General features: G+C 70.1%; 19 protein-coding genes. 5 read left to right on the top strand and 14 right to left on the bottom strand.

The window, feature by feature from the left end; genetic code table 11:
• Positions 1-95 precede the first annotated feature (95 nt).
• The 3 genes from AC1D15_RS03245 to argH form a co-directional block, all read right to left on the bottom strand.
• Positions 96-2,456 (bottom strand): GH92 family glycosyl hydrolase, encoded by a 2,361-nt coding sequence (locus AC1D15_RS03245; RefSeq protein ID WP_477824901.1) that lies wholly within the window; start codon positions 2,454-2,456, stop codon positions 96-98.
• A 79-nt stretch (positions 2,457-2,535) separates the two neighbouring features.
• Positions 2,536-3,630 (bottom strand): energy transducer TonB, encoded by a 1,095-nt coding sequence (locus AC1D15_RS03240; RefSeq protein WP_477824900.1) that lies wholly within the window; start codon positions 3,628-3,630, stop codon positions 2,536-2,538.
• A gap of 56 nt (positions 3,631-3,686) precedes the next feature.
• On the bottom strand, positions 3,687-5,084 hold the full coding sequence (argH, locus tag AC1D15_RS03235) for an argininosuccinate lyase (RefSeq protein WP_477824899.1): 1,398 nt from the start codon (positions 5,082-5,084) through the stop codon (positions 3,687-3,689).
• 134 nt (positions 5,085-5,218) lie between these two features.
• Between argH and AC1D15_RS03230 the strand changes: the two genes are divergently transcribed.
• From AC1D15_RS03230 to AC1D15_RS03220, 3 genes are read left to right on the top strand one after another with little or no spacing between them, the layout of a single operon-like run.
• Complete coding sequence (locus AC1D15_RS03230; protein WP_047510981.1) at positions 5,219-6,352, top strand: sensor histidine kinase; 1,134 nt, start codon at positions 5,219-5,221, stop codon at positions 6,350-6,352.
• 10 nt (positions 6,353-6,362) lie between these two features.
• Positions 6,363-7,154 (top strand): LytR/AlgR family response regulator transcription factor, encoded by a 792-nt coding sequence (locus tag AC1D15_RS03225; RefSeq protein WP_465113681.1) that lies wholly within the window; start codon positions 6,363-6,365, stop codon positions 7,152-7,154.
• The gene (locus tag AC1D15_RS03220) at positions 7,151-8,512 is read left to right on the top strand and encodes a hypothetical protein (protein WP_477824898.1); all 1,362 of its coding nucleotides are present in this window, start codon (positions 7,151-7,153) and stop codon (positions 8,510-8,512) included. The genes AC1D15_RS03225 and AC1D15_RS03220 overlap by 4 nt, the downstream gene beginning before the upstream one ends.
• Positions 8,513-8,526: 14 nt before the next feature.
• Here AC1D15_RS03220 and AC1D15_RS03215 read toward each other — a convergent pair whose 3' ends face one another.
• The 3 genes from AC1D15_RS03215 to AC1D15_RS03205 form a co-directional block, all read right to left on the bottom strand.
• Positions 8,527-9,366: a dioxygenase family protein gene (locus tag AC1D15_RS03215; RefSeq protein WP_465113679.1), complete on the bottom strand. Its 840-nt coding sequence runs from the start codon at positions 9,364-9,366 to the stop codon at positions 8,527-8,529.
• Positions 9,367-9,440: 74 nt separating this feature from the next.
• Positions 9,441-9,665 carry a tautomerase family protein gene (locus tag AC1D15_RS03210; RefSeq protein ID WP_477824897.1) on the bottom strand — a complete coding sequence of 75 codons (225 nt, stop codon included), beginning with the start codon at positions 9,663-9,665 and terminating at the stop codon, positions 9,441-9,443.
• 6 nt (positions 9,666-9,671) lie between these two features.
• On the bottom strand, positions 9,672-10,385 hold the full coding sequence (locus tag AC1D15_RS03205) for an SDR family NAD(P)-dependent oxidoreductase (RefSeq protein ID WP_477824896.1): 714 nt from the start codon (positions 10,383-10,385) through the stop codon (positions 9,672-9,674).
• A gap of 134 nt (positions 10,386-10,519) precedes the next feature.
• Here AC1D15_RS03205 and AC1D15_RS03200 point away from each other — a divergent pair, with 134 nt between their 5' ends.
• Positions 10,520-11,467: a LysR family transcriptional regulator gene (locus tag AC1D15_RS03200; protein WP_477824895.1), complete on the top strand. Its 948-nt coding sequence runs from the start codon at positions 10,520-10,522 to the stop codon at positions 11,465-11,467.
• The gene (locus tag AC1D15_RS03195) at positions 11,464-14,037 is read left to right on the top strand and encodes an ABC transporter permease (RefSeq protein ID WP_477824894.1); all 2,574 of its coding nucleotides are present in this window, start codon (positions 11,464-11,466) and stop codon (positions 14,035-14,037) included. Before AC1D15_RS03200 ends, AC1D15_RS03195 begins: the two co-directional genes overlap by 4 nt.
• A gap of 15 nt (positions 14,038-14,052) precedes the next feature.
• Here AC1D15_RS03195 and AC1D15_RS03190 read toward each other — a convergent pair whose 3' ends face one another.
• The 8 genes from AC1D15_RS03190 to AC1D15_RS03155 form a co-directional block, all read right to left on the bottom strand.
• Positions 14,053-14,910, bottom strand: coding sequence for a hypothetical protein (locus AC1D15_RS03190; protein WP_477824893.1), 858 nt, complete (start codon positions 14,908-14,910; stop codon positions 14,053-14,055).
• A 119-nt stretch (positions 14,911-15,029) separates the two neighbouring features.
• Entirely contained in the window at positions 15,030-16,580 is a 1,551-nt protein-coding gene (locus AC1D15_RS03185) for a methyl-accepting chemotaxis protein (protein ID WP_477824892.1), read from the bottom strand.
• Between the two features lie 16 nt (positions 16,581-16,596).
• Entirely contained in the window at positions 16,597-17,115 is a 519-nt protein-coding gene (locus tag AC1D15_RS03180; RefSeq protein ID WP_477824891.1) for a chemotaxis protein CheW, read from the bottom strand.
• 118 nt (positions 17,116-17,233) lie between these two features.
• On the bottom strand, positions 17,234-19,042 hold the full coding sequence (locus AC1D15_RS03175; protein ID WP_477824890.1) for a methyl-accepting chemotaxis protein: 1,809 nt from the start codon (positions 19,040-19,042) through the stop codon (positions 17,234-17,236).
• Entirely contained in the window at positions 19,039-20,586 is a 1,548-nt protein-coding gene (locus tag AC1D15_RS03170) for a methyl-accepting chemotaxis protein (protein WP_465113667.1), read from the bottom strand. The genes AC1D15_RS03175 and AC1D15_RS03170 overlap by 4 nt, the downstream gene beginning before the upstream one ends.
• 35 nt (positions 20,587-20,621) lie before the next feature.
• Positions 20,622-21,074 (bottom strand): cache domain-containing protein, encoded by a 453-nt coding sequence (locus tag AC1D15_RS03165; protein WP_477824889.1) that lies wholly within the window; start codon positions 21,072-21,074, stop codon positions 20,622-20,624.
• A 727-nt stretch (positions 21,075-21,801) separates the two neighbouring features.
• Positions 21,802-23,568: a methyl-accepting chemotaxis protein gene (locus tag AC1D15_RS03160; protein WP_477824888.1), complete on the bottom strand. Its 1,767-nt coding sequence runs from the start codon at positions 23,566-23,568 to the stop codon at positions 21,802-21,804.
• Positions 23,569-23,587: 19 nt separating this feature from the next.
• On the bottom strand, positions 23,588-24,223 hold a 636-nt coding region (locus tag AC1D15_RS03155), incomplete at its 5' end, for a methyl-accepting chemotaxis protein (RefSeq protein ID WP_477824887.1).

Genomic DNA, 24,223 nt, shown 5'->3' with positions numbered 1-24,223 from the left:
CAAATGAAAGTGACTCGCCCGGCAGGGCGAAACCTGCCCGCACAGCGCAGCGTCCGGGGCGAGACCCGGCAGCAGCCCCACGCAGTGAACCAACCTCATGGAGTGTCGAAAGACGGCGGCGCATCCCCCGGTGCACTCCCCCAGGCCGGGATCGGCATCGGCACCAACACCGTGTCGATCACCGTGTCCTCCGCCAGTTGCGTCAACGGCAGCCAGGTGCGCGTGGACGGCTGGCCGTCGATCGCCATGTCGGCGATGTAGATGCCCAGCGTCCCCGCATTCGGCGCATTGATCGTCAGCGTGTGCCCGTTGCCCATGCGCACCACGGTGCGCGGGAACAGCGGGCTGCCGAGCACGAAGCCGCCGACACCCGGGATCTCGGGGTACAGGCCCAGCGCACCCCACACATACCAGGCCGACAGCGAGCCCAGGTCGTCGCTGCCCATCAGCCCCTCGGGACGGTTCGCATACTGTTCGTCCAGGATGCGACGCACCACCGCCTGCGACTTCCACGGCGCCCCGGCGAATGCATAGGCCCACGGCGTGCCCTGCTCGTTGGCCAGCGACATGAAGGCCTGCAACCCGGTCGAGCCGCTGTTCAGGCGCTGGAAATGCTCGTCCAGCCGCGCGACCGCGACGCCATTGCCACCCATCCGGTCGATCAGGCCCCGGTAGTTCTGCGGCACCATGAAGGTGTACTGCGCCGGGTTGCCGAAGCCGAACGTGCCGCCGTCGTTGCGGCCCGGGTTGAACGGCGCCACGAAGCTGCCCGACGCGTTGCGCGGCTGCATGTAGCCCGAACTCCCGAGCAGCGTCTTCCAGGCCTGGCCGCGCGCCAGGTAGAGATCCCGCTTGGCACCATCGCCCAGCGCGCCGGCGAACTGGCCGATCGCCGCATCGGCCAGCGCGTACTCCAGCGTGTTGGCGGCCGCCGCGCCCTGCCCGTACGGGATGTAGCCCAGGCTCAGGTACTGCGACAGGCCAGGCCGCGTCTCGCAATCGCGCGAGCGCAGGAAGGGCGTGCTGGCGCCGCGCTCCATCACCGCCAGCGCCGCCGCGGTGTCGAAGTCCGTGCTGCCGAAGGCATGCAGGCTGGACACAATCACCGCTCCCGGGTCGCCGAACATCATGCAGCTGTCGCTGTTCGCGATCGGCCAGCGCGGGAAGCCGGCGTTGCTGGCCAGCGCATCCACCACCAGCGATTGCGCCATGTCGCTGCCCTGCTTCGGTGCGAGCCACGCCACCAGCTGCATCTGCGAGCGCGAGGTGTCCCAGCCGGAGAAGGTGGCGTACTTGTCCCAGCCGCTGGTCGTGCGGACGACGTTGTCGAAGCCGACGTACTGGTTGTTGACGTCGCTGAACAGCGTCGGGTGCAGCAGCGCGTGGTACAGCGCGGTGTAGAACTTCACCTCGTCGTCAGGCCTGCCGTTGCCGTCGACCTGGATGCGCCCGAGCATCTCGCCCCAGGTGTCCCGGGCCTGCTGGCGCACGCCGTCGAAGTCTGTGCCGGCCAGCTCGGCCTGCAGGTTCAGCCGGGCGTTCGCCACGCTCACATACGACACCGCGATGCGCAGCTGCACCGGCGTGCTGTCGGCGAACGTGACCCAGCCGCCGGTCTGCGGGCCGAGCACCGTGGTGCGCGAGCCGGGGCTCACAGCCGATGCGCGGTAGGTGCCGAAGCTGCTGAACGGCCGGTCGAAGCGGCCGTGGAAGTACACGGTGTAGCGGCCGTTGCCGCACACGCCCGCGCCCTCCACGACGCCTTCGATCGTGTTGTCGCCGACCAGCTGCAGCTGGGCATTGCGCCCGGTGCTGGCGTTGCGGCCGACATTGAGGATCACGCTTGCGATGGCGCTGTCCGGGAAACTGAAGCGCGCGAAGCCGCCGCGGCGCGACACCGTCAGCTCGGCGCCCTGGCCATTGCTCGCGGTCACGCCGTAGAACCCCGGCGAGATCTGCTCGCCGGCGTGCGTGAACGGCATCTGGTAGCGGGCAAGGTTGGCGGCGGGCGAGGGGCCGACGGGGCCGGCGAAGGGCAGGATCGAAACATCCTGCTGCACCGGGCAGCCGGTGCCGCTGGCATGGACCAGGCTGAAGCCCTGGATGATGGGCTTCGCGTAGTTGTAGCCGCCGTGGGCGTTGGCCTCGCCGTAGCCGGTGTCGGGGCTGAACTGCACCATGCCGAAGGGCAGGGCCGCGCCCGGGTAGGTGCTGCCCGACAGGGTTTCAGGCGGCCGGTCCTGCAGGTTCGGAAACCCGATGCCGGTGCCGATGTAGGCGTTGACGCGGGCCAGCGGGTCCACCGTAGCCGCCGAGGCCGCCGGGTCGGCGGCAGCAGCGCGTTCGGTCAGCGCGGTGGGTGACGACAGTGGCGACGATGGCGACGAATCAGGCGAACCGCCGCCTCCACAGGCGGCCAGCAGCAGGCTGGTCGCGAGTGCGATGAGCTTCTTCATGGACTCCCTCCGTGTTCGAGTGCGGGGAAGTCTAGGTTTTCGCCTCGGAAAGGAAACCCCCTCCAAAGGAGGGGCGCGGCTACTCGAGCTTCCAGCTCATCGGAATCTCGGCGGTGTAAGGCCGCGGTTGGCCATCCTTGAAGCGGCGCTGGAAGCGGCCCGACTGGTAGTACGCGATCACGAGGGGTTCGAACAGCTCCTGCGATGGCACGTCGGTGCCGTCTTCCAGCGTTACGACGGCGGGCTTGAAGTCGTGCTTCATGGTCTTCACGCGCTGCGCGTAGCCCTGCCCGTCAACCCAGATCCGCACGACGATCTCGCCTTCGACGCCGGCCTTGGCGGCTGTCGGCGGATAGTGAAGCTGGATCGGGCCCGGTTCGAACATGCCGTTGGCCGAGGTGCCGCTGACTTCCGAAGCCACCCGGCGTTTCGGCGGGTCGGTGTCGAAGGCGCCGCGGACGACGGACAGATTGAATTCGCGTCGCAACGCGGCGCCGTCCTCCCCAGGCACCTTGTCGATCGCCTTGACCATGGCCTGCAGGTCGGCGCAGATCTCGGGCGTGATGACCTCCGGAAAGTTGCCGGATACCAGCCCGATCAACCGCCCACGCTGTTCCTGCGGGACTGCGATCAACATCTCCAGGCCCCCCCGCGCCAGCTGTTCCTCGGTGGCCGACGGACGCGGCTTCTCGTTGGCCAGTGCGCCGACGTAGGCGCGCTTCAGGATGCGGAAGTAGCCGGACAGCTCGGCTTCCGTGTACGGCCGCAGGCCGTCCAGCTGCTCGACGCGGGTCGCCGCCATCAGCCGCGCGCACGTCTGGCCGGAGCCGTCCAGCCACCGCAGCAGGACACTGCGGGTCAAGGTCGCGAGGTCTTCGTCGTCCAGCAGGGCCACACCGGCGCTGATCGTCTCTTCGTAGTAGCGCGCCCATTCGCGGTAGACGCCGTCGCTGCTGGTGGCCTGCGTCCTGTCGAGCCAGGCACGCGTGACCGCGATGAAGCCTTCGTCCTGGAACAGGTCGGCCAGGTACTCGGCCGCGGCGTCTTTGGCCGGCGGCAACGGTGCAAGCCCGATCAGCGACTCTTTCGCGGCGGCCGTCGCACGCAAGCGGGTCAGCGCCTCGCCGCGCAGCTCCGGCAGCCCGGGCTTGGCCTGCGCCACCGCCGCGAACACCGACAGCGCGCAGGCCGCCGCCAGCAGCCATGCGCTGCGCATCCCCCGGCGGCGCGTCACTTCAGCCGGACCTTGTGCCGTGCCAGCTGCGCCCGCACCTGGTCGGGTGCCGTGCCGCCCAGCACGTTGCGTGCGTTCAGCGAGCCGCGCAGCGTCAGCACATCGAAGACGTCCGGGCCGATCGCCGCATGGAACCCCTGCAGCACGTCCAGCGGCAGGTCGCCCAGGTCGCGCTCTTCGCTCAGCGCGAACTTCACCGCATGCGCCACCACCTCGTGCGCATCGCGGAACGGCAGGCCCTTCTTCACCAGGTAGTCGGCCAGGTCGGTCGCCGTCGCATAGCCCTTCAGCGCCGCACGCTCCATCGCCTCGGGCTTCACGACGATGCCGGCCACCATCTCGGCCATGATGCGCAGCGTGTCGCGCACCGTGTCGACCGCGTCGAACAACGGCTCCTTGTCTTCCTGGTTGTCCTTGTTGTACGTCAGCGGCTGGCCCTTCATCAGCGTCAGCAGGCCCATCAGGTGGCCCACCACCCGGCCGCTCTTGCCGCGCGCCAGCTCGGCCACATCGGGGTTGCGCTTCTGCGGCATGATCGACGAGCCGGTGCAGTAGCGGTCGGCCAGGTTGATGAAGCCGAAGTTCTGGCTCATCCACAGCACGATCTCTTCGGCCAGCCGCGACACATGCATCATCGTGATGCTCGCGAACGACGCGAATTCGATCGCGAAATCGCGATCACTCACCGCATCCAGGCTGTTCTGGCACACGCCGTCGAAGCCCAGCGTCTTCGCGACGCGCTCGCGGTCCAGCGGGTAGCTGGTGCCGGCCAGCGCCGCCGCGCCCAGCGGCAGCACGTTCACCCGCTTGCGCACGTCGGCCAGGCGCTCGGCATCGCGCGCGAACATCTCCACGTACGCCAGCAGATGGTGCGCAAAGCTCACCGGCTGCGCCACCTGCATGTGCGTGAAGCCCGGCAGGATGGTCTCCACATGCCGCTCCGCCACGCCCACCAGCGCCTGCTGCATCCCCGCCAGCAACGGCAGCAGCGCATCGATCTCGTCGCGCAGCCACAGCCGCACGTCGGTCGCCACCTGGTCGTTGCGCGAGCGGCCGGTGTGCAGCCGCTTGCCGGCATCGCCCACCAGCTGCGTGAGCCGCGCCTCGACGTTGAGGTGCACGTCTTCCAGGTCGAGCTTCCACTCGAACGCGCCGGACTCGATCTCCTGCGTGATCTGCGCCATGCCGCGCCGGATGTCGGCCAGGTCCTGCGCGCCGATCACCGCCTGCGCCGCCAGCATCTCGGCATGCGCCAGGCTGCCGGCGATGTCGGCCTTCCACAGCCGCTTGTCGAAGCCGACGCTCGAGGTGTAGCGCTTCACCAGGTCGCTCATCGGCTCGGAGAACAGGGCCGACCAGGCTTCGGATTTCTTGTCGAGTTGATTGGCAGACATCGTCGGGGGCGCTCGGAACGGGGCGTCGTGTAACGCTTGGTAGGCTCGGTTGCCGGGCGGCGCCAGTTGGCGACAATGCACTGGTGGCCGCAGGCACCGGGGGAAGCCCCGGATTCTATTCGGCCCACCCCGCCATGCCCGAACCCCACGCGACCACCTCCGCCTTCGCCCCCACGCCCAGCCGCCCGGCGCCGCTGTGGTCCGAGTCGACCCGGCCCGACGAGCAGCGCGGCAGCAGCATCTTCAATTCCACCAACTTCGGCGCGGTGCCGCTGGCCCGCCAGCCGCTCGGGCCGGTGTCGGCCTTCGACGTCTGCCACGTCGGCGTCGTGCTGCGTGCATTGTTCTTCGTGCACGCCGTCGTCGCGATCGGCGTCAGCTTCGCGGCGCCCACGCTGTCGGCCTGGCTGAACCTGCTCGGCCAGGCTACCGGCGTCGCATTGCCGGCGGTGCTGCTGTGGCTGGTCTCGGTGTGCCTGCTCAAGCGGCCGCTCGCCCGGTTGCCGGTGGCCGGCCAGTGGTGCGCCGCGGTCTGCATCGGCGGCCTGAGCGGCGCGTTCGGCTGGGCGCTGCTGGTGGCGGTCGACATCCGCCTGCAGGACACGATGCGGCTGGCCGCGCCGCTGCTGGCCGGTGCCGCGCTCGCCGCCGCGCTTTTCTACTGGCTGACGCTGCGCGCCCGCGCCCGGCTGCCGGCCGACACCGCGGCCCGGCTGGCCGAATTGCAGTCGCGCATCCGCCCGCACTTCCTGTTCAATACGCTCAACACCGCGATCGCGCTGGCCCGGCTCGATCCGGCCCGCACCGAGCACCTGCTCGAGGACCTGGCCGAGCTGTTCCGCGTCGCGCTCAGCGCGACCGACGAATCGGTCAGCCTGAGCGAAGAGATCGCCCTCGCGCAGCGCTACCTGGCGATCGAGCAGATCCGCTTCGGCGAGCGCCTGCAGCTCAGCTGGGACCTCGACGAAGACGCCGGCGCCGCACGCGTGCCGCCGCTGCTGCTGCAGCCGCTGGTCGAGAACGCGGTGCGCCACGGCGTCGAGCCCTCGCCCGACGGCGGCGTGATCCGCATCCGCACGCGCGTCAAGCGGGCGCATGCGGTGGTCAGCATCGCGAACACCGTGCCGCGTTCCGGCTCGCGCCCCGGCAGCGGCATGGCGCTGCGCAACGTGCGCGAGCGGCTGAAGCTGATGCACGACGTCGCCGCGCAGTTCGAGACCCAGCTCGACCGCGACGTGTTCCGCGTCCAGATCGTGGTGCCGCTGTGAATTGCCTGTCATGAACACCCCCTCCGCCCTGGCGCCGCTGCGCGTGCTGCTGGTCGATGACGAGCCGCTGGCGCGGCTGCGCCTGCGCGGCCTGGTCGGCGATTGCGTCGAACCGCGCGCCGAGGTGGTCGGCGAGGCCGGCAATGCGCAGCAGGCGCTCGAATGGCTGGCCGCGAACGCCTGCGACCTGCTGCTGCTCGACATCCACATGCCCGGCCCCGACGGGCGCCAGCTGGCCGCCCAGCTGCGCCGCCGCAGCGACCCGCCGGCCATCGTGTTCGTCACCGCACACGCCGAGCATGCGCTGCAGGCCTTCGAGCTCGATGCCGCCGACTACCTGACCAAGCCGGTGCGCCGCGAGCGCCTGCAGGCGGCGCTGCAGCGCGTCGTGCAGCGGCTGGCACCGCGAGCGGCACCTGCCGCGGCGGTGCCCGACGACGAACCGGTGATCCTCGTGAACGACCTCGGCCGCAAGCTGCGCGTGCCGGTGTCCGAAGTGCTGTACCTGAAAGCGGAGTTGAAGTACGTGACCCTGCGCACCGCCACCCACACCCATGTGCTCGACGATGCACTGACCGACCTGGAGCAGCGCCTGGGCGACCGCTTCCTGCGCATCCACCGCAACGCGCTGGTCGCGCGGCGCGCGCTGCGTGCCCTCGAGCGGCGCACGCTGCCGGGCGAGGATGGCGGCGAGCCGGCCGAAGGCTGGGTGGTGCGTGTCGCGCCGGTCGACGACTGGCTGGTGGTGTCGCGGCGGCAGGTCGCGGCCGTCAAGGAGGCGATTGCCGAGGGGGGTGTATGAGCGCGCCGCCCGGCAATGCGGTCCGCGCGACGGTGGGCCTGGCCTTGGTCGCCCTGCTGTTCGCGCTCGTCTGGCAAGGCTCGCCGCAAGCCCCGGTGCCACCGGTCGAGCCGGTCGTCGCCGAGGCTGCCGACGCCGCAGCGTCCGCACCGCAGACCTTCCCGATGCCCGGCCCGCCGTTGATGGACGGCTTCGCGGCCGTCTACGGCAACGCGGCATCGGCCGCCGCCGCCGCGGCCAGCACACCGCTCGCGGCCGACGAGATCGAGGTCTGCGGCATCGGCCGCGTGAAGGCGAAGGGCGGCCAGCCGCTCGACCGCACGCTGTTCACGACGGCCGGCGACGCGGCCCGTCGGCGCCTGGTCACGACCCTGGCCCAGCAGCCGGACGAGCTGGCCCGCGCCGCCGGCCTGCTGCTGCAGCGCGACGAAGGGCCGCCGCATGCGAATGCGCCGCAGGCCTGTGAAGGGGCCGATTGCAACGCGCCGGCCGAACCCGRGGAATCCGAGTTGCAGCGCCAGGCGCGCGTCGGCGCCAATGCGTCGCAGCGCGATGCGCTCGCGCAGATGGCGGTCGCGACGCGCTCGCCGGCCGTCTACACGCTCGCGTGGCGGGCGTGCCGGGCGAGCCCCGGCGGTGCCTGCCAGATGCTGTCGACACGCCAGCTCGCGACGCTCGACCCGAACAATGCCGACGCCTGGCTGGAGGTCGCTTCCGAGGCCGACCAGCACGGCGAGACGGGCCTCGTCGACGAGGCCTTGTACCGGGCGTCGAAGGCGACGACGGCCGACCTGCGCTGGGGCCAGGTCAGCGCGCTCGCGCTGCGCAACCTGCCGCCGGGCACGCCTGCCATCGAGCGCCGCGCGGTGATGGCACGCGCGGAGGCGATCGAGTCGGCGCTGGCGATGCCGGGGCTGAAGACGCTGATGCAGCACTGCGATGCGAATGCGGTGCGCGACGGCAACCGCCTGCAGGTGTGCGCCGACATCGCCGAGCTGCTGTCGAAGCGCTCGACCACGCTGCTCGACATGGCGATCGGCCAGGCCCTCGGGGCGCGCGTCGGCTGGCYGGCCGAGCGCCTGCAGGCGCTGCGCCTGGAGCGCGATGCGATGTCGCAGGCACTGAAGCCGATGGCCGCCGCGCCCGGCACCGAGTGGTCGTGCGCGCAGATCGAGCGCGAGACCCGGTGGGTGCTCGACATGAGCCAGTTCGGCGAGATCGGCGCGGCGCGCATGCTGATCGCCCGCACCGGGCAGGACGTCGCCGCGCTCGCGAAGCAGTACAGCGACGACCGCGCGGCGGCTGCCGCGCGCGCGGCGAGTGCGCCGGCCTCCGGCGTCGTCGCACTCGCGCGCTGAGGGTCCGCCGCCCGTCAGGCGGCGAGTTGCTGCTTCAACGCCGCGGCCCCGGGCCCGAACGCATACGCATCCATCCCCAGGCACCCGTAGGTCACCGCCTCGTGCAGCCGTTCGGGCGCGTGCGCACGGCCGCCGGCGCCGGCCGCCACGTACCACGGCAGCAGGTGCTCGTCGGTCGGGTGCATGTCGACTGCCGCGGGCGCCTGACGGCGGTAGTCGAACAGCGCCTCCCAGTCGCGGGCGGCGCTGCGCTCGAGCATCCAGCGGCGGAAGCCCGCGCTCTCGGCGATCTCGGCCGCGTCGAGCGCCGGCCGGCCGTTGCTGAAGATGCGGCGCAGGTTGTGCGTGATGCTGCCGCTGCCCATCACCAGCACGCCCTCGTCGGCCAGCGAGGCGAGCAGTTCGCCGAGCGCGAACTGCTGCGCCGGCGGCAGGTTGGGCACCCACGCGAGCGGCAGCACCGGGATGTCGGCCTGCGGGCGCATGAAGCGCAGCATGCTCCAGATGCCGTGGTCCAGGCCGCCTTCCTCGCTGTGGTGCACCGGCAGGCCGGCCGCGCGCAGCCGCGCCTCGACCTGCGTGGCCAGTTCCGGTGCGCCGGGCGGGCTGTACTGCAGCTGGTACAGCGCGTCGGGGAAGCCGCCGAAGTCGTGCACCGCCTGGTGCGTGGCCGCGCCCAGCAGCACCGGCTCGCGCGCCAGGCTGTGCGCCGACACCGCGAGGATGGCCTTCGGGCGCGGGTGGTGGGCGTCGAGCGCCGCGCCCAGGCGCTGCAGGAACGGGCCGGTGGTGCCGGGTTCCAGCGCCAGCATCGGCGAGCCGTGGGACAGGAAGATCGCGGGCAGGGTGTTCATGCCCCCATTGCAGCACCCCGCGTGCCCCGCACGGTTCGTCGGATTTGCACGCAGGGTTCAGCCCGGTTGCTGGCCTAGGCCAGTTTCCCCCGGGCCTGCGCCTCGTCCTTGCGGCGCTCGGTGACGGTGCGGCCGGCGACCCCCCAGTTGTCGGTCTCGACCTCGTCGATGATCACGAAGGTCGTCGCCGGGTCCTTGCCCAGCACGCGGACCATCATCTCGGTGGCTTCGGCGATCAACTGCTTCTTTTGCTGCAGCGTGACGCCTTCACGGGTGACTTCGATGCGGATGATCGGCATGGCGGTTCACCAGTGACCGGCGGACTGCCCGCCATCGACGTGCAGGATCTCGCCCGTCACGAACGAGGACTTCTCGAGGAACAGCACCGCGTCGACGATGTCGCTCATCTCGCCCATGCGGCCCACCGGGTGCAGGCCGCTCAGCGCCGCATGGTTCTCCGGCGGGTGCATCGGCGTCTTGATGATGCCGGGCGAGACCGCGTTGACGCGGATCCCGCGCGACGCGTACTCGATCGCGAGCGCGCGGGTCGCGGCATTCAACCCGCCCTTGGTGATCGAGGCCAGCACCGCCGGCACGCCGTTGATCGGCTGGTCGACGATGCTGGTCGTGATCTGCACGATGTGGCCGGACCCTTGCGCCTCCATCCGCCGCACCGCGCGCTGCGTCACGTGGAAGAAGCCGGTGAGGTTGATCGCGATGTTCGCCGACCAGTCGTCCGCGGTGAACTGCGTGAACGGCTTGGCGGTGAAGATGCCGGCGTTGTTGACCAGCGTGTCGATGCGGCCGAAGCGGTCGACGCCTTCGCTGAAGATGCGCTCGGCGGTCGCCGGGTCGGCGATGTCGCCGGCGATCGCGAGGATGCCGGGGTCGTCGCTCGGGCGGATCGAACGCGAGTTGGCGACCACGCGCCAGCCGGCCTCGCGGTAGGCCTTGACCAGCGCGGCGCCGATGCCGCTGGAAGCGCCGGTGATGACGGCCGTCTTGGGATCGTGTTTCATGGTGAACGGGCTCCTGTGAACAAGAAGGAAAGGACAGGGCTTCACTGTAGGAACCGGGCCCCTGGGGATAAAGGGGGTTCGCTTACCATCTGCCGCTAMACGGTGTAATCAATGCGGCCGCTGGGTGCGATGACATGAAACGGCAGTTCGACGACGTGATGCTGGGCAGCATCGAGCTGTTCTGCCTCGCGGCCGAGCACCAGGGCTTTACCGCGGCCGCGACGATCGCGGGCGTGACGCCGGCCGCGGTCAGCCGCTCGATCGGCCGGCTCGAAGGGCGGCTGGGCGCGCGGCTCTTCGTGCGCACGACGCGCCAGATCCGCCTGACCGATGCCGGGCGTTCCTACTTCGAGCGCTGCCGCGCCGCGCTGGACCAGCTGGTCGATGCCGAGCGCGAGGTCGGCGGCCAGCAGGCGCAGGCCTCGGGCACGCTGCGCATCAGCGTGCCCACCACCTACGGCCACCACCGGCTGCTGCCGATGCTGCCGGCGTTCATGCAGGCCCATCCGGACGTGAAAGTCGAGCTGCACGTCAGCAATCGCAACATCGACTTCGGCGGCGAGGCTTTCGACCTCGCGATCCGCGTGCGCGCCCCCGACGACTCGACGCTGATCTGCCGGCACCTGGAAGACGCCGAGCTGGTGATCGTCGCCGCGCCGGACTACCTGGCGCGCCGCGGCACGCCGGCGACACCGGAGGACCTGGCCGGCCACGACTGCATCCAGTTCGAACTGCCGAGCAACGGCCGCCCGATCCCCTGGCTGATCCGCGAGGACGGCCGCGACGTCGAGATGCTCACCACCGGCCGCTATACCTGCGCCGACGACGTGCTGGCCGGCGTGACGCTGGCCCGCCATGGCGCGGGCGTCTTCCAGGCCTACCGCTTCGTCGTCGAAGGCGACCTGGCGGCCGGCCGCCTGACCGAGCTGCTGGCGCCGTTCGGCGGGCGCTCGCGGCCCTACAACCTGCTGTACCCGCATGCACGGCATGTCCCGCTGAAAGTCCGGGCCTTCGTCGAGTACTTGCTCGAACGCAAGCGCCAATGGGACGATCCGGTCCCGATCCGAAAGAAATCCCGATGACGTCTGCCGATTCCGCTGCTCCCGTGTCGCCTGCGCCTGCCCGCCCCGCATCGGCCTGGACCCTCGCCTGGCGGCAGGCCGCGCGCGACTTCCGCGCCGGCGAGCTGCGGCTGCTGCTGGTTGCGGTGATGCTGGCGGTGGCGGCGCTCAGCGCGGTCGGCTTCTTCGCCGACCGGCTGAATGCCGGCCTCGCGCGCGATGCCCGGCAGATGCTGGGCGGCGACGCGATCGTCGCGAGCGACCAGCCGGCCCCGGCCGACATCGCCGAGCGTGCACGCGGCCTCGGGCTCACGCTCGCGCAGACGGCCACCTTCCCGAGCATGGGCCGTGCGCCCGACGACAAGGGCGGCGCCTCGCGGCTGGTGGCCGTCAAGAGCGTGACCAGCGGCTACCCGCTGCGCGGCAAGCTGACGCTGGCCGACGCACCTGGCGGTGCGCAGCGCACGGTCGCGAGCGCGCCGGCCGCCGGCACGGTGTGGGTCGATGCCGGCGTGCTCGATGCGCTGCAGCTGAAGGTCGGCGATGCGCTGCTGCTCGGCGATGCCAGCCTGCGCATCGCGTCGATCATCGTGATCGAGCCCGACCGCGGCGCCGGCTTCATCAGCTTCGCGCCGCGCGTGATGCTCAACGAGGCCGACCTGCCCGCCACCGGGCTGGTGCAGCCCGCCAGCCGCGTCACCTACCGCCTGGCCGTGGCCGCGCCGGAGGGCCGCGCAGCCGCGCTGCGCGAGTTCGTCAGCTGGACCGAGGCCCAGCTGAAGAGCCGCCAGCTGCGCGGCATGCGCGTCGAGTCGCTGGAGACCGGCCGCCCCGAGATGCGCCAGACGCTGGACCGCGCGCAGAAGTTCCTGAACCTCGTCGCGCTGCTGGCGGCGCTGCTGGCGGCGGTGGCGGTGGGCATCGCGGCGCGCGACTTCGCCGACCGGCACCTCGACGACTGCGCGATGCTGCGCGTGCTCGGCCAGCCGCAGCGCACGATCGCGCTGCAGTACTTGCTGGAGTTCGGCATCGTCGGCGTGCTCGCCAGCGTGGCCGGCGTGCTGCTCGGCTTCGCGGTGCACTACGTGTTCGTCTGGCTGCTGGCCGGGCTGGTCGACAGCGCGTTGCCGGCCGCGAGCGGCTGGCCGGCGCTGTTCGGCATCGGCGTCGGCTTCACGCTGCTGATGGGCTTCGGCCTGCCGCCGGTGCTGCAGCTGGCCCAGGTGCCGCCGCTGCGCGTGATCCGCCGCGATGTCGGCGCGCTGAAGCCAGCCTCGATCGCGGTGCTGGCGGCCGGTGCGATCGGCTTCGCGGCGCTGCTGCTCGCGGTGTCGTCCGACCTGACGCTCGGGCTGATCGCGGTCGGCGGCTTCGCTGCAGCGATCGCGGTGTTCGCGCTGCTGTCGTGGATCGCGGTGCAGCTGCTGCGCCGTGCGGTGCCCGAATCGCGCGCGCCGCGCTGGCTGGTGCTGGCCACACGGCAGATCGCGGCGCGCCCGGCCTTCGCGGTGCTGCAGGTGTCGGCGCTCAGCGTCGGGCTGCTGGCGCTGATGCTGCTGGTGCTGCTGCGCACCGACCTGATCTCCAGCTGGCGCGCCGCGACGCCGGCGGATGCGCCGAACCGCTTCGTGATCAACATCCAGCCCGAGCAGGGCGAGGCCTTCCAGGCGCGGCTGAAGAGCTCCGGCGTCGCGCGCTACGACTGGTACCCGATGATCCGCGGCCGGCTGGTCGCGGTGAACGGCAAGGCGACCAGCGCCGACGACCTGCAAGACGAGCGCGCCAAGCGCTTGCTCGACCGCGAGTTCAACCTGAGCCACGACGCGAAGCTGCCCGATCACAACACCGTCAGCGCCGGCCGCTGGACGCCAGACGAGGCGGGCGGCCTGAGCGTCGAGGAGGGCATCGCCGAGACGCTGCACCTGAAGCTCGGCGACACGCTGCGCTTCGACATCGCCGGCATCGCGGCCGAGGGCAAGGTCACCAGCCTGCGCAAGGTCGACTGGGGTTCGATGCGCGCGAACTTCTTCGTGATGTTCCCGAACGCGCGGATGCCGGACCTGCCGGCCACCTACCTGACGGCGTTCCGCGCGCCGGCGACGCCGGGCTTCGACAACGCGCTGAGCCGCGAATTCCCGAACATCACCGCGGTCGACGTGTCGGCCTCGCTCAGCCAGGTCCAGCAGGTGCTCGACCAGGTGATCCGCGCGGTCGAATTTTTGTTCGGCTTCACGCTGGCGGCCGGGCTGGTGGTGCTGTTCGCCGCGGTCACCGCGACGCGCGAGGCGCGCGCCCGCGAGTTCGCGGTGATGCGCGCGCTGGGCGCGAGCGCGCGGCTGCTCGGCCAGGTGCAGCGCGCCGAGTTGCTGGGCGTGGGCGCGCTGGCGGGTTTCCTCGCGTCGGTGGCGGCGGCCGTGGTCGGCTGGGCGCTCGCGAAGTACGTGTTCCAGTTCAGCTGGAACCCGTCGCCGTGGTTGCCGCTCGGTGGCAGCGTGGCCGGTGCGCTGCTGGCGCTGGCGGCCGGCTGGTGGGGGCTGCGCGAGGTGGTGTCGCGGCCGGTGGTCGAGACGCTGCGCCGCGCGGCGGAGTGAACCGCGGTTCCGAGGTCACGGATCGCTCGATTTCTCGAGGGTCGCCGTGAACTTCGTGCTGGCCGGATCGGGGGGGTTGGGGCGCTCGTCCGGCTTGGCTCCCGCTCGCACGCGCAGCGATGTGGCGCTGATGCGCTCGATCGTCCACAGCATGCGGCCGAGCTCGCGTCCGTCGGCAGCCACGGTGAAGAAGTCGATCCACATCGGCGACTTGCCCTGGTCGACCTGGTAGCGCAGCGAGCCCCCGGACGCGGCGTGCCCGCCCCAGGTCTCTCCGTTCATCTCCAGCGAGGCATAGCCGTCGGCGTCCAGGTGCAGCAGGGCCTTGGCTCCTGTCGAGTCCGTTCCGCGCCACGAGCCGATCAGGTCCGGTGCGATCGTTGTTCTGGCGTCGCAGTCCAGTGTCGCGGGGTCGTCCAGGTCCACGAGCGCGGTGGCTCCCGAGACCATCACGAAGGCTCTTGCGGGCTTGCGGCTGAACCACAGAGTCCGCTGTCCGGAGTCGGCGGCGCTGGCCTGGATCCAGCCGAGGGGGCTCCACGTCGTCCGGATCCGCACGGCCTCGTCGGCAGGCACCGTGCCGAGCAGTTCGGTGGTCGTCTCCTCGGACTTGGAGAGGAAGGCCTGGACCGTCAGGAACTGCCCGGCATCGAACCCGGCCCTCATGCCGATGCGGTACAAGGCCTGCTCGTCAGCATCCAGGACCAGGATCGCGGCCATCGGTACCCACTGGGGATGGGTCGAGGTCGTGAGGATGCGGAGCGATCCGGTGACGGTGTTGCCGGCATTCGGCGTCTTGATGGGGCAAGACAGGTACATGCCGGGCGAGGCCTTCAGCTCGACGGGAACGGAATGGGACAGCAGCGGCAGCATCAGCAGGGGAATGCCGAGGAGCTTGGTGAGTGTCATTCGAGGCACGCAGCGGTTGCGGAGGCTGCATTCTCCGCGAGGCGGACGCAGGCGCCGCGCGAGCCGGGTGCGGTTGCGCAGGCTCAGGCGAGCCGGAACACCGACACCGCGTCCGCCAGCACGCGAGCCTGATCCTTCAGGCTTTCCGCGGCCGCCGCACTCTCCTCGACCAGCGCCGAGTTCTGCTGCGTCATCTGGTCGAGCTGCGTCACCGCGGCATTGACGTTGCCGATGCCGTCGCGCTGCTCCGACGACGCGGCGGTGATCTCGCCGATGATGTCGCTGACGCGTTGCACCGAGCCGACGATCTCGCCCATCGTCCTGCCGGCATCGGCCACCAGGCGCGAGCCGGCGTCCACGCGGTCGACGCTGGCACCGATCAGGCCCTTGATTTCCTTGGCCGCCTGCGCGCTGCGCTGCGCGAGGCTGCGCACTTCGCTGGCGACCACCGCGAAGCCGCGGCCCTGTTCGCCGGCACGGGCCGCTTCCACCGCGGCATTGAGCGCGAGGATGTTGGTCTGGAACGCGATGCCGTCGATCACGCCGATGATGTCGCTGATCTTCTTCGAGCTGGCGTTGATCTCGTCCATCGTCGAGACGACCTGGGCGACGACCGAGCCGCCGCGCGCCGCCACTTCCGCGGCCGATGCGGCCAGCTGGTTGGCCTGCAGGGCCGAATCGGCGCTCTGCTTGACGGTGCCGGTCAGCTGCTCCATCGATGAGGCGGCCTGCTGCAGGTTGCTCGCGGTCTGCTCGGTGCGGTGGCTCAGGTCCTGGTTGCCGGTCGCGATCTCGGCGCTCGCCGTCGCGATGTTGTCGGTCGATTGCTTGACCTGTGCGACCAGCGTGCGCAACGCGTTCTGCATGCCGTCCATCGCGTGCAGCAGCCGGCCGATCTCGTCGTCGCCGCGCGGCTCCACCGCCTGCGACAGGTCGCCCTGCGCGATGCGCTGGGCCAGCCCGCTCGCATGTGCGATCGAGGCGTTGATGCTGCGCACCGTCAGCATGGTCAGCGGCAACAGCACTGCGAGCGCCAGCAGCACGCCGCCGGCCAGCAGCGCCGACTGGGTGCCGATCGCCTGCTCCACCGCCGCCTGCCCGGCCGCCACATGCTCGCGCGAGGCGTCGGACAGCACGCCCAGCGTCTTCTCGACCGCCTCGATGTTGTCCTTCAGCTGCCCGGCGTAGGCACCGGCGACGGCGCCGTCGATGGTCGCGCGCTCCAGCTGGTCGATCACCGGCAGCATGCCGTCGTGGTACTGCTTCAACTGTTCCAGCGCCGCGGCGACCGTCTTGGCCGGCTCGGCGTCCAGGCGCTTGCCCAGGCCGCCCAGCCGCGCCAGCGTCTCGGCATGCGCCTTCGTCCACAAGGCCTTGTTGTCGGTGACCTCGTTGACGTTGTTGAAGTTGATGATCATCTCCTTCTCGAAGCGGCGCAGCCGGCCGAGCGTCGTGCGCAGCTCGCTGATGTCGGAGGCCATGCCGAAGTCGTCGGCCACCAGCGTGCGCACGGTGCCGCGCGTGCCGTGCAGCGCGGCCCAGCCGATGCTGCCGATCAGGCCGAGCAGCAGCAGCGAGAAGCAGGTCGCGAAATAGAGGCGCGAGCGGATCGAGAGGCGGGAGAGAAAGGCCATGGCTCGCGCTGCCGCATCAGTGCTTGCTGTCGATCAGGCCCATCTCGGCGCTGGCCATCAGCTCCTCGATGTCCATCAGGATGAGCATGCGGTCGTTGACGCTGGAGATGCCGGTGATGAAGCTGGTGTCGACGGCGGAGGCCATCTCGGGGGCCGGCTTGATGGAGTCGCGCGAGAGTTCGAGCACGTCGCTGACCGAGTCGACGACGGCRCCGACGACGCGGCCGCGCACGTTCAGCACGATGACGACGGTGAAGCTGTTGTAGTCGTTCGAGTCGCARCCGAGCTTCAGGCGCAGGTCGACGATCGGGACGATGACGCCGCGCAGGTTGACCACGCCCTTGATGAAGGCGGGGGCGTTGGCGATGCGGGTGGGCGCTTCGTAGGAGCGGATCTCCTGCACCTTCAGGATGTCGATGCCGTATTCCTCGGCGCCCAGGCGGAAGGTGAGGAACTCGCCGCCGGACTGGGAGGCGGTGGCCGCGCGGGCGGCTTCGTGCCGGGCCACGTGGGAAGCTTCGTGGATCATGTCCATGGTGGGTCCTGTCAGGTGCGGAAGACTGCGTTGCCGTCACTATCGGCGCCGCCGGGATGAACTGAAGGGTGGATCAGCGCGTCGCGGGTGGGCCAGATCGGCGGGTCGGAAGGTTTTGTCAGAAGGTTTCCCAGTCGTCGCTGGGGGCGGTGGTGGCGAAGGCCGGGCCTGCCACGGGGGCGGGCGCCGGGCTCGGCGCGGCGGCTGCGACTTTCGTCACGGCCGGGGCCGGTTTCACGAGCGGGGTGGCGGGCGCGGGGGCCTTGGCCTTGGCGGCCGGGGCGCTCACCGGCTTGGCCGCCACGACCGGCTTCGGTGTGGACACGGCGGCCGGTGTGGGCGCGGGCGCCGCAGGGGTGCCGTGGGTGTCGAGCCGGAAGGTCGCGACGACCGACGCGAGGCGCTGCGCCTGGTCGCGCAGGCTCTCGGCCGCGGCCGCCGATTCCTCGACCAGCGCGGCGTTCTGTTGCGTCATCTGGTCGAGTTGAGTGACAGCCGTGTTGACCTGCCCGATGCCATCGCTCTGCTCCGACGACGCGGCGGTGATCTCGCCGATGATGTCGCTGACGCGCTGCACCGAGCCGACGATCTCGTGCATCGTCTTGCCGGCATCCGCCACCAGGCGCGAGCCGGAATCGACCTTCTCGACCGAGGCACCGATCAGCGCCTTGATCTCGCGGGCGGCCTGCGCACTGCGCTGGGCCAGGCTGCGCACCTCGCCGGCCACCACCGCGAAGCCGCGGCCCTGCTCGCCRGCGCGCGCCGCTTCGACCGCGGCGTTCAGCGCCAGGATGTTGGTCTGGAACGCGATGCCGTCGATCACGCCGATGATGTCGCTGATCTTCTTCGACGAGGCRTTGATCTCGTCCATCGTSGTSACGACCTGYGAGACGACCGAGCCGCCGCGTGCCGCGACYTCRGCGGCCGACGAGGCCAGCTGGTTGGCCTGGCGGGCCGAGTCGGCGCTCTGCTTGACRGTGCCGGTSAWCTGCTCCATCGACGACGCGGCCTGCTGCAGGTTCGAGGCCGTCTGCTCGGTGCGGGCGCTCAGGTCCTGGTTGCCGGTCGCGATCTCGGCGCTGGCGGTCGAGATGCTGTCGGTCGAGTTGCGCACCTGGCCGACCAGCGCGCGCAGCGACTCCTGCATGTTCGACAAGGCCTGCATCAGCTGCGTCGATTCGTCGCGGCCGCTCACGGTGATCTGGTTGGTCAGGTCGCCGCGCGCGATCGACGCGGCCAGCGCCTGCGCCTCGCTCATCGGGCGGCAGATGCTCTGCATGTTGACCAGCGTGGTCGGCACGACGATCAGGATCGCGATGGCCAGCGCCACCGCGAACAGCACGACGGTCTGGCGCGTCATCGTCTGGCGCTCGGCCTCGGCCTGCGAGCCTTCGGCGCCCAGCGACTTCTGCAGTTCGGCGGCCGATTTCTCGGCGGCAGCGATCGCTTCCTTCGCACGGCCCATCACCCGGTTCGCCACCGTGGCCGAGTCGTAGCCGCTGTTCTCCAGCTGCTTGATCACCGGGGCCATCGCGGTGGCGTAGGTGCCGAGTTCGGTTTCCATGCGCTTGGCCAGCACGGTGCCATCGTCCTGCGGGCCATCCTGCAGCTTCTTCAGCTGGGCGATCACCCGCTCGCGTGCCGCCGTCCACTGCCCGCTGAAGCGCGTGACCTCTTCGGGCTTCTCGTAGTTGACGATCATTTCCTTCTCGGCCAGGCGCATCTCGCCGAGCGCGGTGCGCAACGCGGCCAGCGTGTTGGTGTCGGCGAACGAGCTGGTCATGAAGGCGGTGCTCTGGGCCTGCATGCGCAGCAGCCCGGTCAGGCCGGCGCCGCCGACCAGCGCGAGCAGGGCCAGCACGATGGCGATCGCGCCCATCATGCGGGTGCGGATCGTGAATTGACGCATCAGGTGGGTGAGGTTCATGAGCGCTCTCCGGCGAGCTGGAAGTTGTTGACGATGCTGCGCAGCCGGGCCGCCTGGTCCTTCAGGCTTTCCGCGGCGGCTGCCGACTCCTCCACCAGTGCCGCGTTCTGCTGCGTCATCTGGTCGAGCTGGGTGACGGATCCGTTCACCTGGCCGATGCCTTCGCTCTGCTCGGCGGCGGCGGCGGTGATCTCGCTGATGATGTCGGTCACGCGCTGGACCGAGCCGACGATCTCGTTCATCGTCTGGCCGGCGTCGGCCACCAGGCGTGAACCGGAATCGACTTTCTCGACCGAGGCGCCGATCAGCGCCTTGATCTCTTTCGCCGCCTGCGCGCTGCGCTGCGCGAGGCTGCGCACCTCGCTGGCGACGACCGCGAAGCCGCGGCCCTGTTCGCCGGCGCGGGCTGCTTCGACCGCGGCGTTCAGCGCGAGGATGTTGGTCTGGAACGCGATGCCGTCGATCACGCCGATGATGTCGGCGATCTTCTTCGAGCTGGCATTGATCTCGTTCATCGTGGTCACGACTTGCGAGACCACCGAGCCGCCACGCGCCGCGACCTCGGCGGCCGACGAGGCCAGCTGGTTGGCCTGGCGGGCCGAGTCGGCGCTCTGCTTGACGGTGCCGGTCAGCTGGTCCATCGACGAGGCGGTCTGCTGCAGGTTGCTGGCGGCCTGCTCGGTGCGGTGGCTCAGGTCCTGGTTGCCGGTCGCGATCTCGGCGCTGGCGTTCTCGATCGACGACGACGATTCGAGCACCGTCGCGAGCGAGCGGCTGAGTTGCTGCGTCATGCGGTCGAGCGCGTGCATCAGGTCGCCGAGCTCATCGCTGCGATCGCTGCGGGCATCGATCGCCAGGTTGCCGCCGGCCACTTCGTCGGCAACGCGGGCGGCGCGGCTCAGCTCGCCGACGATGCGGCGCTGCATCAGCCAGGCCACGCCGACCGTCGCGGCGGCCGCCAGCAGGCCGAGTGCGCCGAGCAGCAAACTGGTGCGGCGCGAGCGTTCTGCCGAGGCATCCATCGATGCCGACGACTGCCGGTCCATGCGGGCGACCATGCCGCCCATGCCCTTGGCGAGCGTGCCGAAGGTCTCGTCGGCACCCTGCATGGCGGCGATGCCGGTGTTCGGGTCGACCGACGACAGGTCGATCGCCGAATCGGCCTGGCCGCGGTACTTGTCGATCTGCGCGGTGGCGGCCTTGATCTCGCCGGCCAGGTCCGCATCGCTGCGGTCGGCATCGGCGAGGCCGCTGAGCGTGCGCTTCAGGCCGTTCAGCTGGTTGGCCAGCGATTCGCGGGCGGCCTTGATCTTCGGCTCGTCCAGCGACGCGATCAGCGCCACCGTGCGGTAGACGCCGGCGTGGATCTGGCCGAGCTGGTCCTGCACGCTGGTGATGGTGCGGAAGGATTCGAGGTCGCTGCGGAAGTCCTCGCTGTTCTTCGTCGCTTCGGTGCGCATCAGCGCGGTGTTCACCGAGGCCATCGAGAACACCACGACGGCGGTCAGCACGGGGGCTGCGAGCAGCTTGAGTCCGAGTTTCATGGCGGGCCTTCCGTCCTGCAGGGCGTGCGGGCGTCTTACTTGTAGATGCCGCCGCAGACGGCCACGTCGCCGAGCCGCTCGCAGTAGGCGCGCTTCGGCTCGATCTTCTTGCTGACCGGGTTGGTGAACTTGTAGTCCTGCCAGAACGTGCCCTTGGACTGGGCGAGTTCGACGCGCTCCTTGACGAAGGGCTTGCCGTCCACGTCCTTCAGCTCGAGCAGGTTCTTGCCGATCATTTTTTCGTTCGCACCGTGGGCGCGGACGACGCCGTCGAGCCCGTAGACGACCAGGTAGAGGTCGCGGTCGGTGAACTGGCCGGCCTTGTTGTTGATCTCGGCGTAGGCCTTGTCGTTGCCGCTGGACTTGATGAAGGCGACGCCCTTCTTGACCATCGCGGTGGCTTCTTCGGCGGTGGCATTGCCGTCCTTCGCGAAGGCGGGCAGGGCGGCGGCGCTCAGCAGGGCGCACAGGAGCAGGTGCTTGGACATGCGGGATCCTTGGCAGTCGGGGCGCCCAGGGGCGCGGTGGCGGGACTGCATCCGCGAACAAAACGGATGCGCTGGTGCCGTTATCGGCACGCGGGCGGCCGGGCTGTACCCGGTCTATCGCGATTCTGTGAGCCAGCGCAATCGGCTGTCGGCGCAAAAGAGGCCGGTTGGCGGTGCATCTCTTCCCACTGCGTGGGGCTTGTTCACTGCGTGAGGCTGCTGCCGGGTCTCGCCCCGGCGGGCGAGTCACTTTCATTTGTCTTGCCAAATGAAAGTAACCAAAGCAAAGGCGCTTGAAAACCATACGGTTCGTTCAGTCTCGCTGCGGACAACACTGACACTTCGGCTAGCCATCCACCTTCATTGGGATTGTTGTTCTCCCGCTCCMCTCGACTCGCTCGCTTCGCGTCGCATCGTCTTGCACCGGCGGTCGGCACCGCGCCATCCGGGCGATGCGTAGCGAGCTGGGTGGAGAAGAACGGCCAACAATCCCAATGAAGGTGGATGGCTAGCCGAAGTGKCCGTGTTGTCCGAAGCGGGCCAGAACGAACCGTATGGTGTTGTATTGAGGCCCTTTGCTTTGGTTACTTTCATTTGGGCTTCAAATGAAAGTGACTCGCCCGCCGGGGCGAGACCCGGCAGCAGCCTCACGCAGTGAACAAAGCCCCCCGCAGGGATAAGAGAGAAGCCCTCGCGCAGCGAGTCCCCCGCCGGGAAGAGGCGAGGATCAGAAGGTTTCCCAATCGTCGGACCCCGCCGCCGCGGCGGCCAGTGCCGGACGCGGGGCCGGGGCGGCCGTGAGCACCGGCTCGACGGGCGCAGCCGCGGGCCTGGCGGCCGCCGGGGCCGGGGCCTTGGCTACCGACTTCGGTGCCGGGTGGGCTGCGGCGGCGATCACCGATTTCGCGGCCTGGAACACCGGGGCCGGTGCCGGTGCGGCAGCATGCGCAGTCGACAGCTTGAACACGGCGACGCCGGCCAGCAGTTGCGCAGCCTGCACCTTCAGGCTTTCCGCCGCCGCCGCGCTTTCCTCGACCAGCGCCGCGTTCTGCTGCGTCGCCCGGTCCATCTGCGTGACCGCCTCGCCGACCTGGCTGACGCCGGACGACTGCTCGATGCTCGCCGACGTGATCTCGCCCATGATGTCGGTCACGCGGCGGATCGAGGCGACCACCTCGGCCATCGTCGTGCCGGCCTCGTCGACCAGCGCAGTGCCCTGCTCGACGCGCTCGACGCTGGTCGAGATCAGCGTCTTGATCTCCTTGGCGGCATCGGCGCTGCGCTGCGCGAGGCTGCGCACCTCGCTGGCCACCACCGCGAAGCCGCGGCCCTGCTCACCGGCGCGCGCCGCTTCCACCGCGGCATTCAGCGCCAGGATGTTGGTCTGGAACGCGATGCCGTCGATCACGCCGATGATGTCGGCGATGCGGCGCGACGAGTCGTTGATGCCCTTCATCGTGTCGACGACGCGGTTGACGACCTCGCCGCCGGAGACCGCGACACTCGACGCGCTCATCGCCAGCTGGTTGGCCTGGCGGGCGTTGTCGGCGTTCTGCTTGACGGTGCTCGACAGCTGCTCCATCGACGCGGCCGTCTCCTCGAGCGCGCTCGCCTGCTCTTCGGTGCGGCTGCTCAGGTCGTTGTTGCCCTGCGCGATCTGCGAGCTCGCAGTGGCCACGCCATCAGCGTTCTGGCGCACGCCACCGACGATGCCGCGCAGCTTGTCCTGCATGTCGCCGAGCGCCTTCAGCAGCTGGCCCATCTCGTCGGTGCCGGTCGCCTTGATCGGCTGGCTCAGGTCGCCGTCGGCGATGCGGTTCGCATCCGCCACCGCCTGCGCCGCGGCGCGGGCCAGGCCACCCGACACGAACCAGGCGATCGCGAGGCCGAGTGCCGTCATCACGACCAGCCCGGCGATCAGCGCCGTGCGCGAGGATTCATAGGTCTTCTGGCCGTCGGCGGCCGCCGCGGTGCTGCCGGCATTGTTCAGCTCGACCAGCTTGACGAGCAGCGCACGGGCATCGGTGTACGACTGGCCGCCCGGTCCGTTCAACAGCTTCTTGATGCCGGCGGTGTCCATTTCCTTGGCCATGCGCAGCAGCTCGGGGCCGATTGCCTGGTAGCTCTTCCACTGCTGCGTGAATTGCTCGTACAAGGCCTTCTCTTCCGGCGAGCTGACCATCGCCTGGTAAGCGGCGCGGTGGGTCTCGAGGTTGCCTTCCACCTTCTTCAGCGAGGCCTCGATCGGCTCGACCTCGAGAGAGGTGTCGATCAGCGCGAGGCGCAGGCGCACCACGCGGTACGACGCAAGATCGCTGTTCAGTTCACCGAGCGCGCGCACGCTGGGCAGCCAGTTGGTGGCGATGTCGGCGGCGTTCGCGTTGACGTGGCCCAGGCGACCGATCGCCAGCAGGCTTTGCACGAGCGCGATCGCAAGGACCAGGCCGAAGCCGCCGATCAGCTTGGTGCGGATGYTGAGGTTGTTCAGGTTCATGACAGGCGGTCCGGAGATTTCAGAAGGTTTCCCAGTCGTCGCTCGGCGCGGCGCTGGCGGCCGGTTTGCTGGCGACCACGGCGGGTTGCGGTTCGGCGCGCGGGGCCAGGGTGGCAGCCACCGGCTTCGATTCGACGCGGGCGGGTGTCGCGGGCCTGGCCGCTGGCGCGGTGCTGGCAACCTTGGCGGCCGGCTTGGGCGTGAAGGCCGGTTTCGCCGGCGGCAAGGCCGGCGCGGCGACCGGCTGCGCCACCAGGCTCTCGCCCGCCTCCAGTCGGAAGGTCGCGACCACCGAGGCCAGGCGCTTGGCCTGGTCGCGCAGGCTCTCGGCGGCGGCCGCCGATTCCTCGACCAGCGCAGCGTTCTGCTGCGTCATCTGGTCGAGTTGAGTGACTGCGGTGTTGACCTGGCCGATGCCATCGCTCTGCTCCGACGACGCGGCGGTGATCTCGCCGATGATGTCGCTGACACGCTGCACCGAGCCGACGATCTCGCTCATCGTCTTGCCGGCATCGGCGACCAGGCGCGAACCGGCCTCGACACGGTCGACGCTGGCGCCGATCAGGCCCTTGATTTCCTTGGCCGCCTGCGCGCTGCGCTGCGCGAGGCTGCGCACTTCGCTGGCGACCACCGCGAAGCCGCGGCCCTGTTCGCC

Source organism: Rhizobacter sp. P2_H2 (assembly GCF_056403375.1).
Note: the sequence above shows the minus strand (reverse complement) of the source record. Positions and strands in the feature narration are given on the sequence as shown.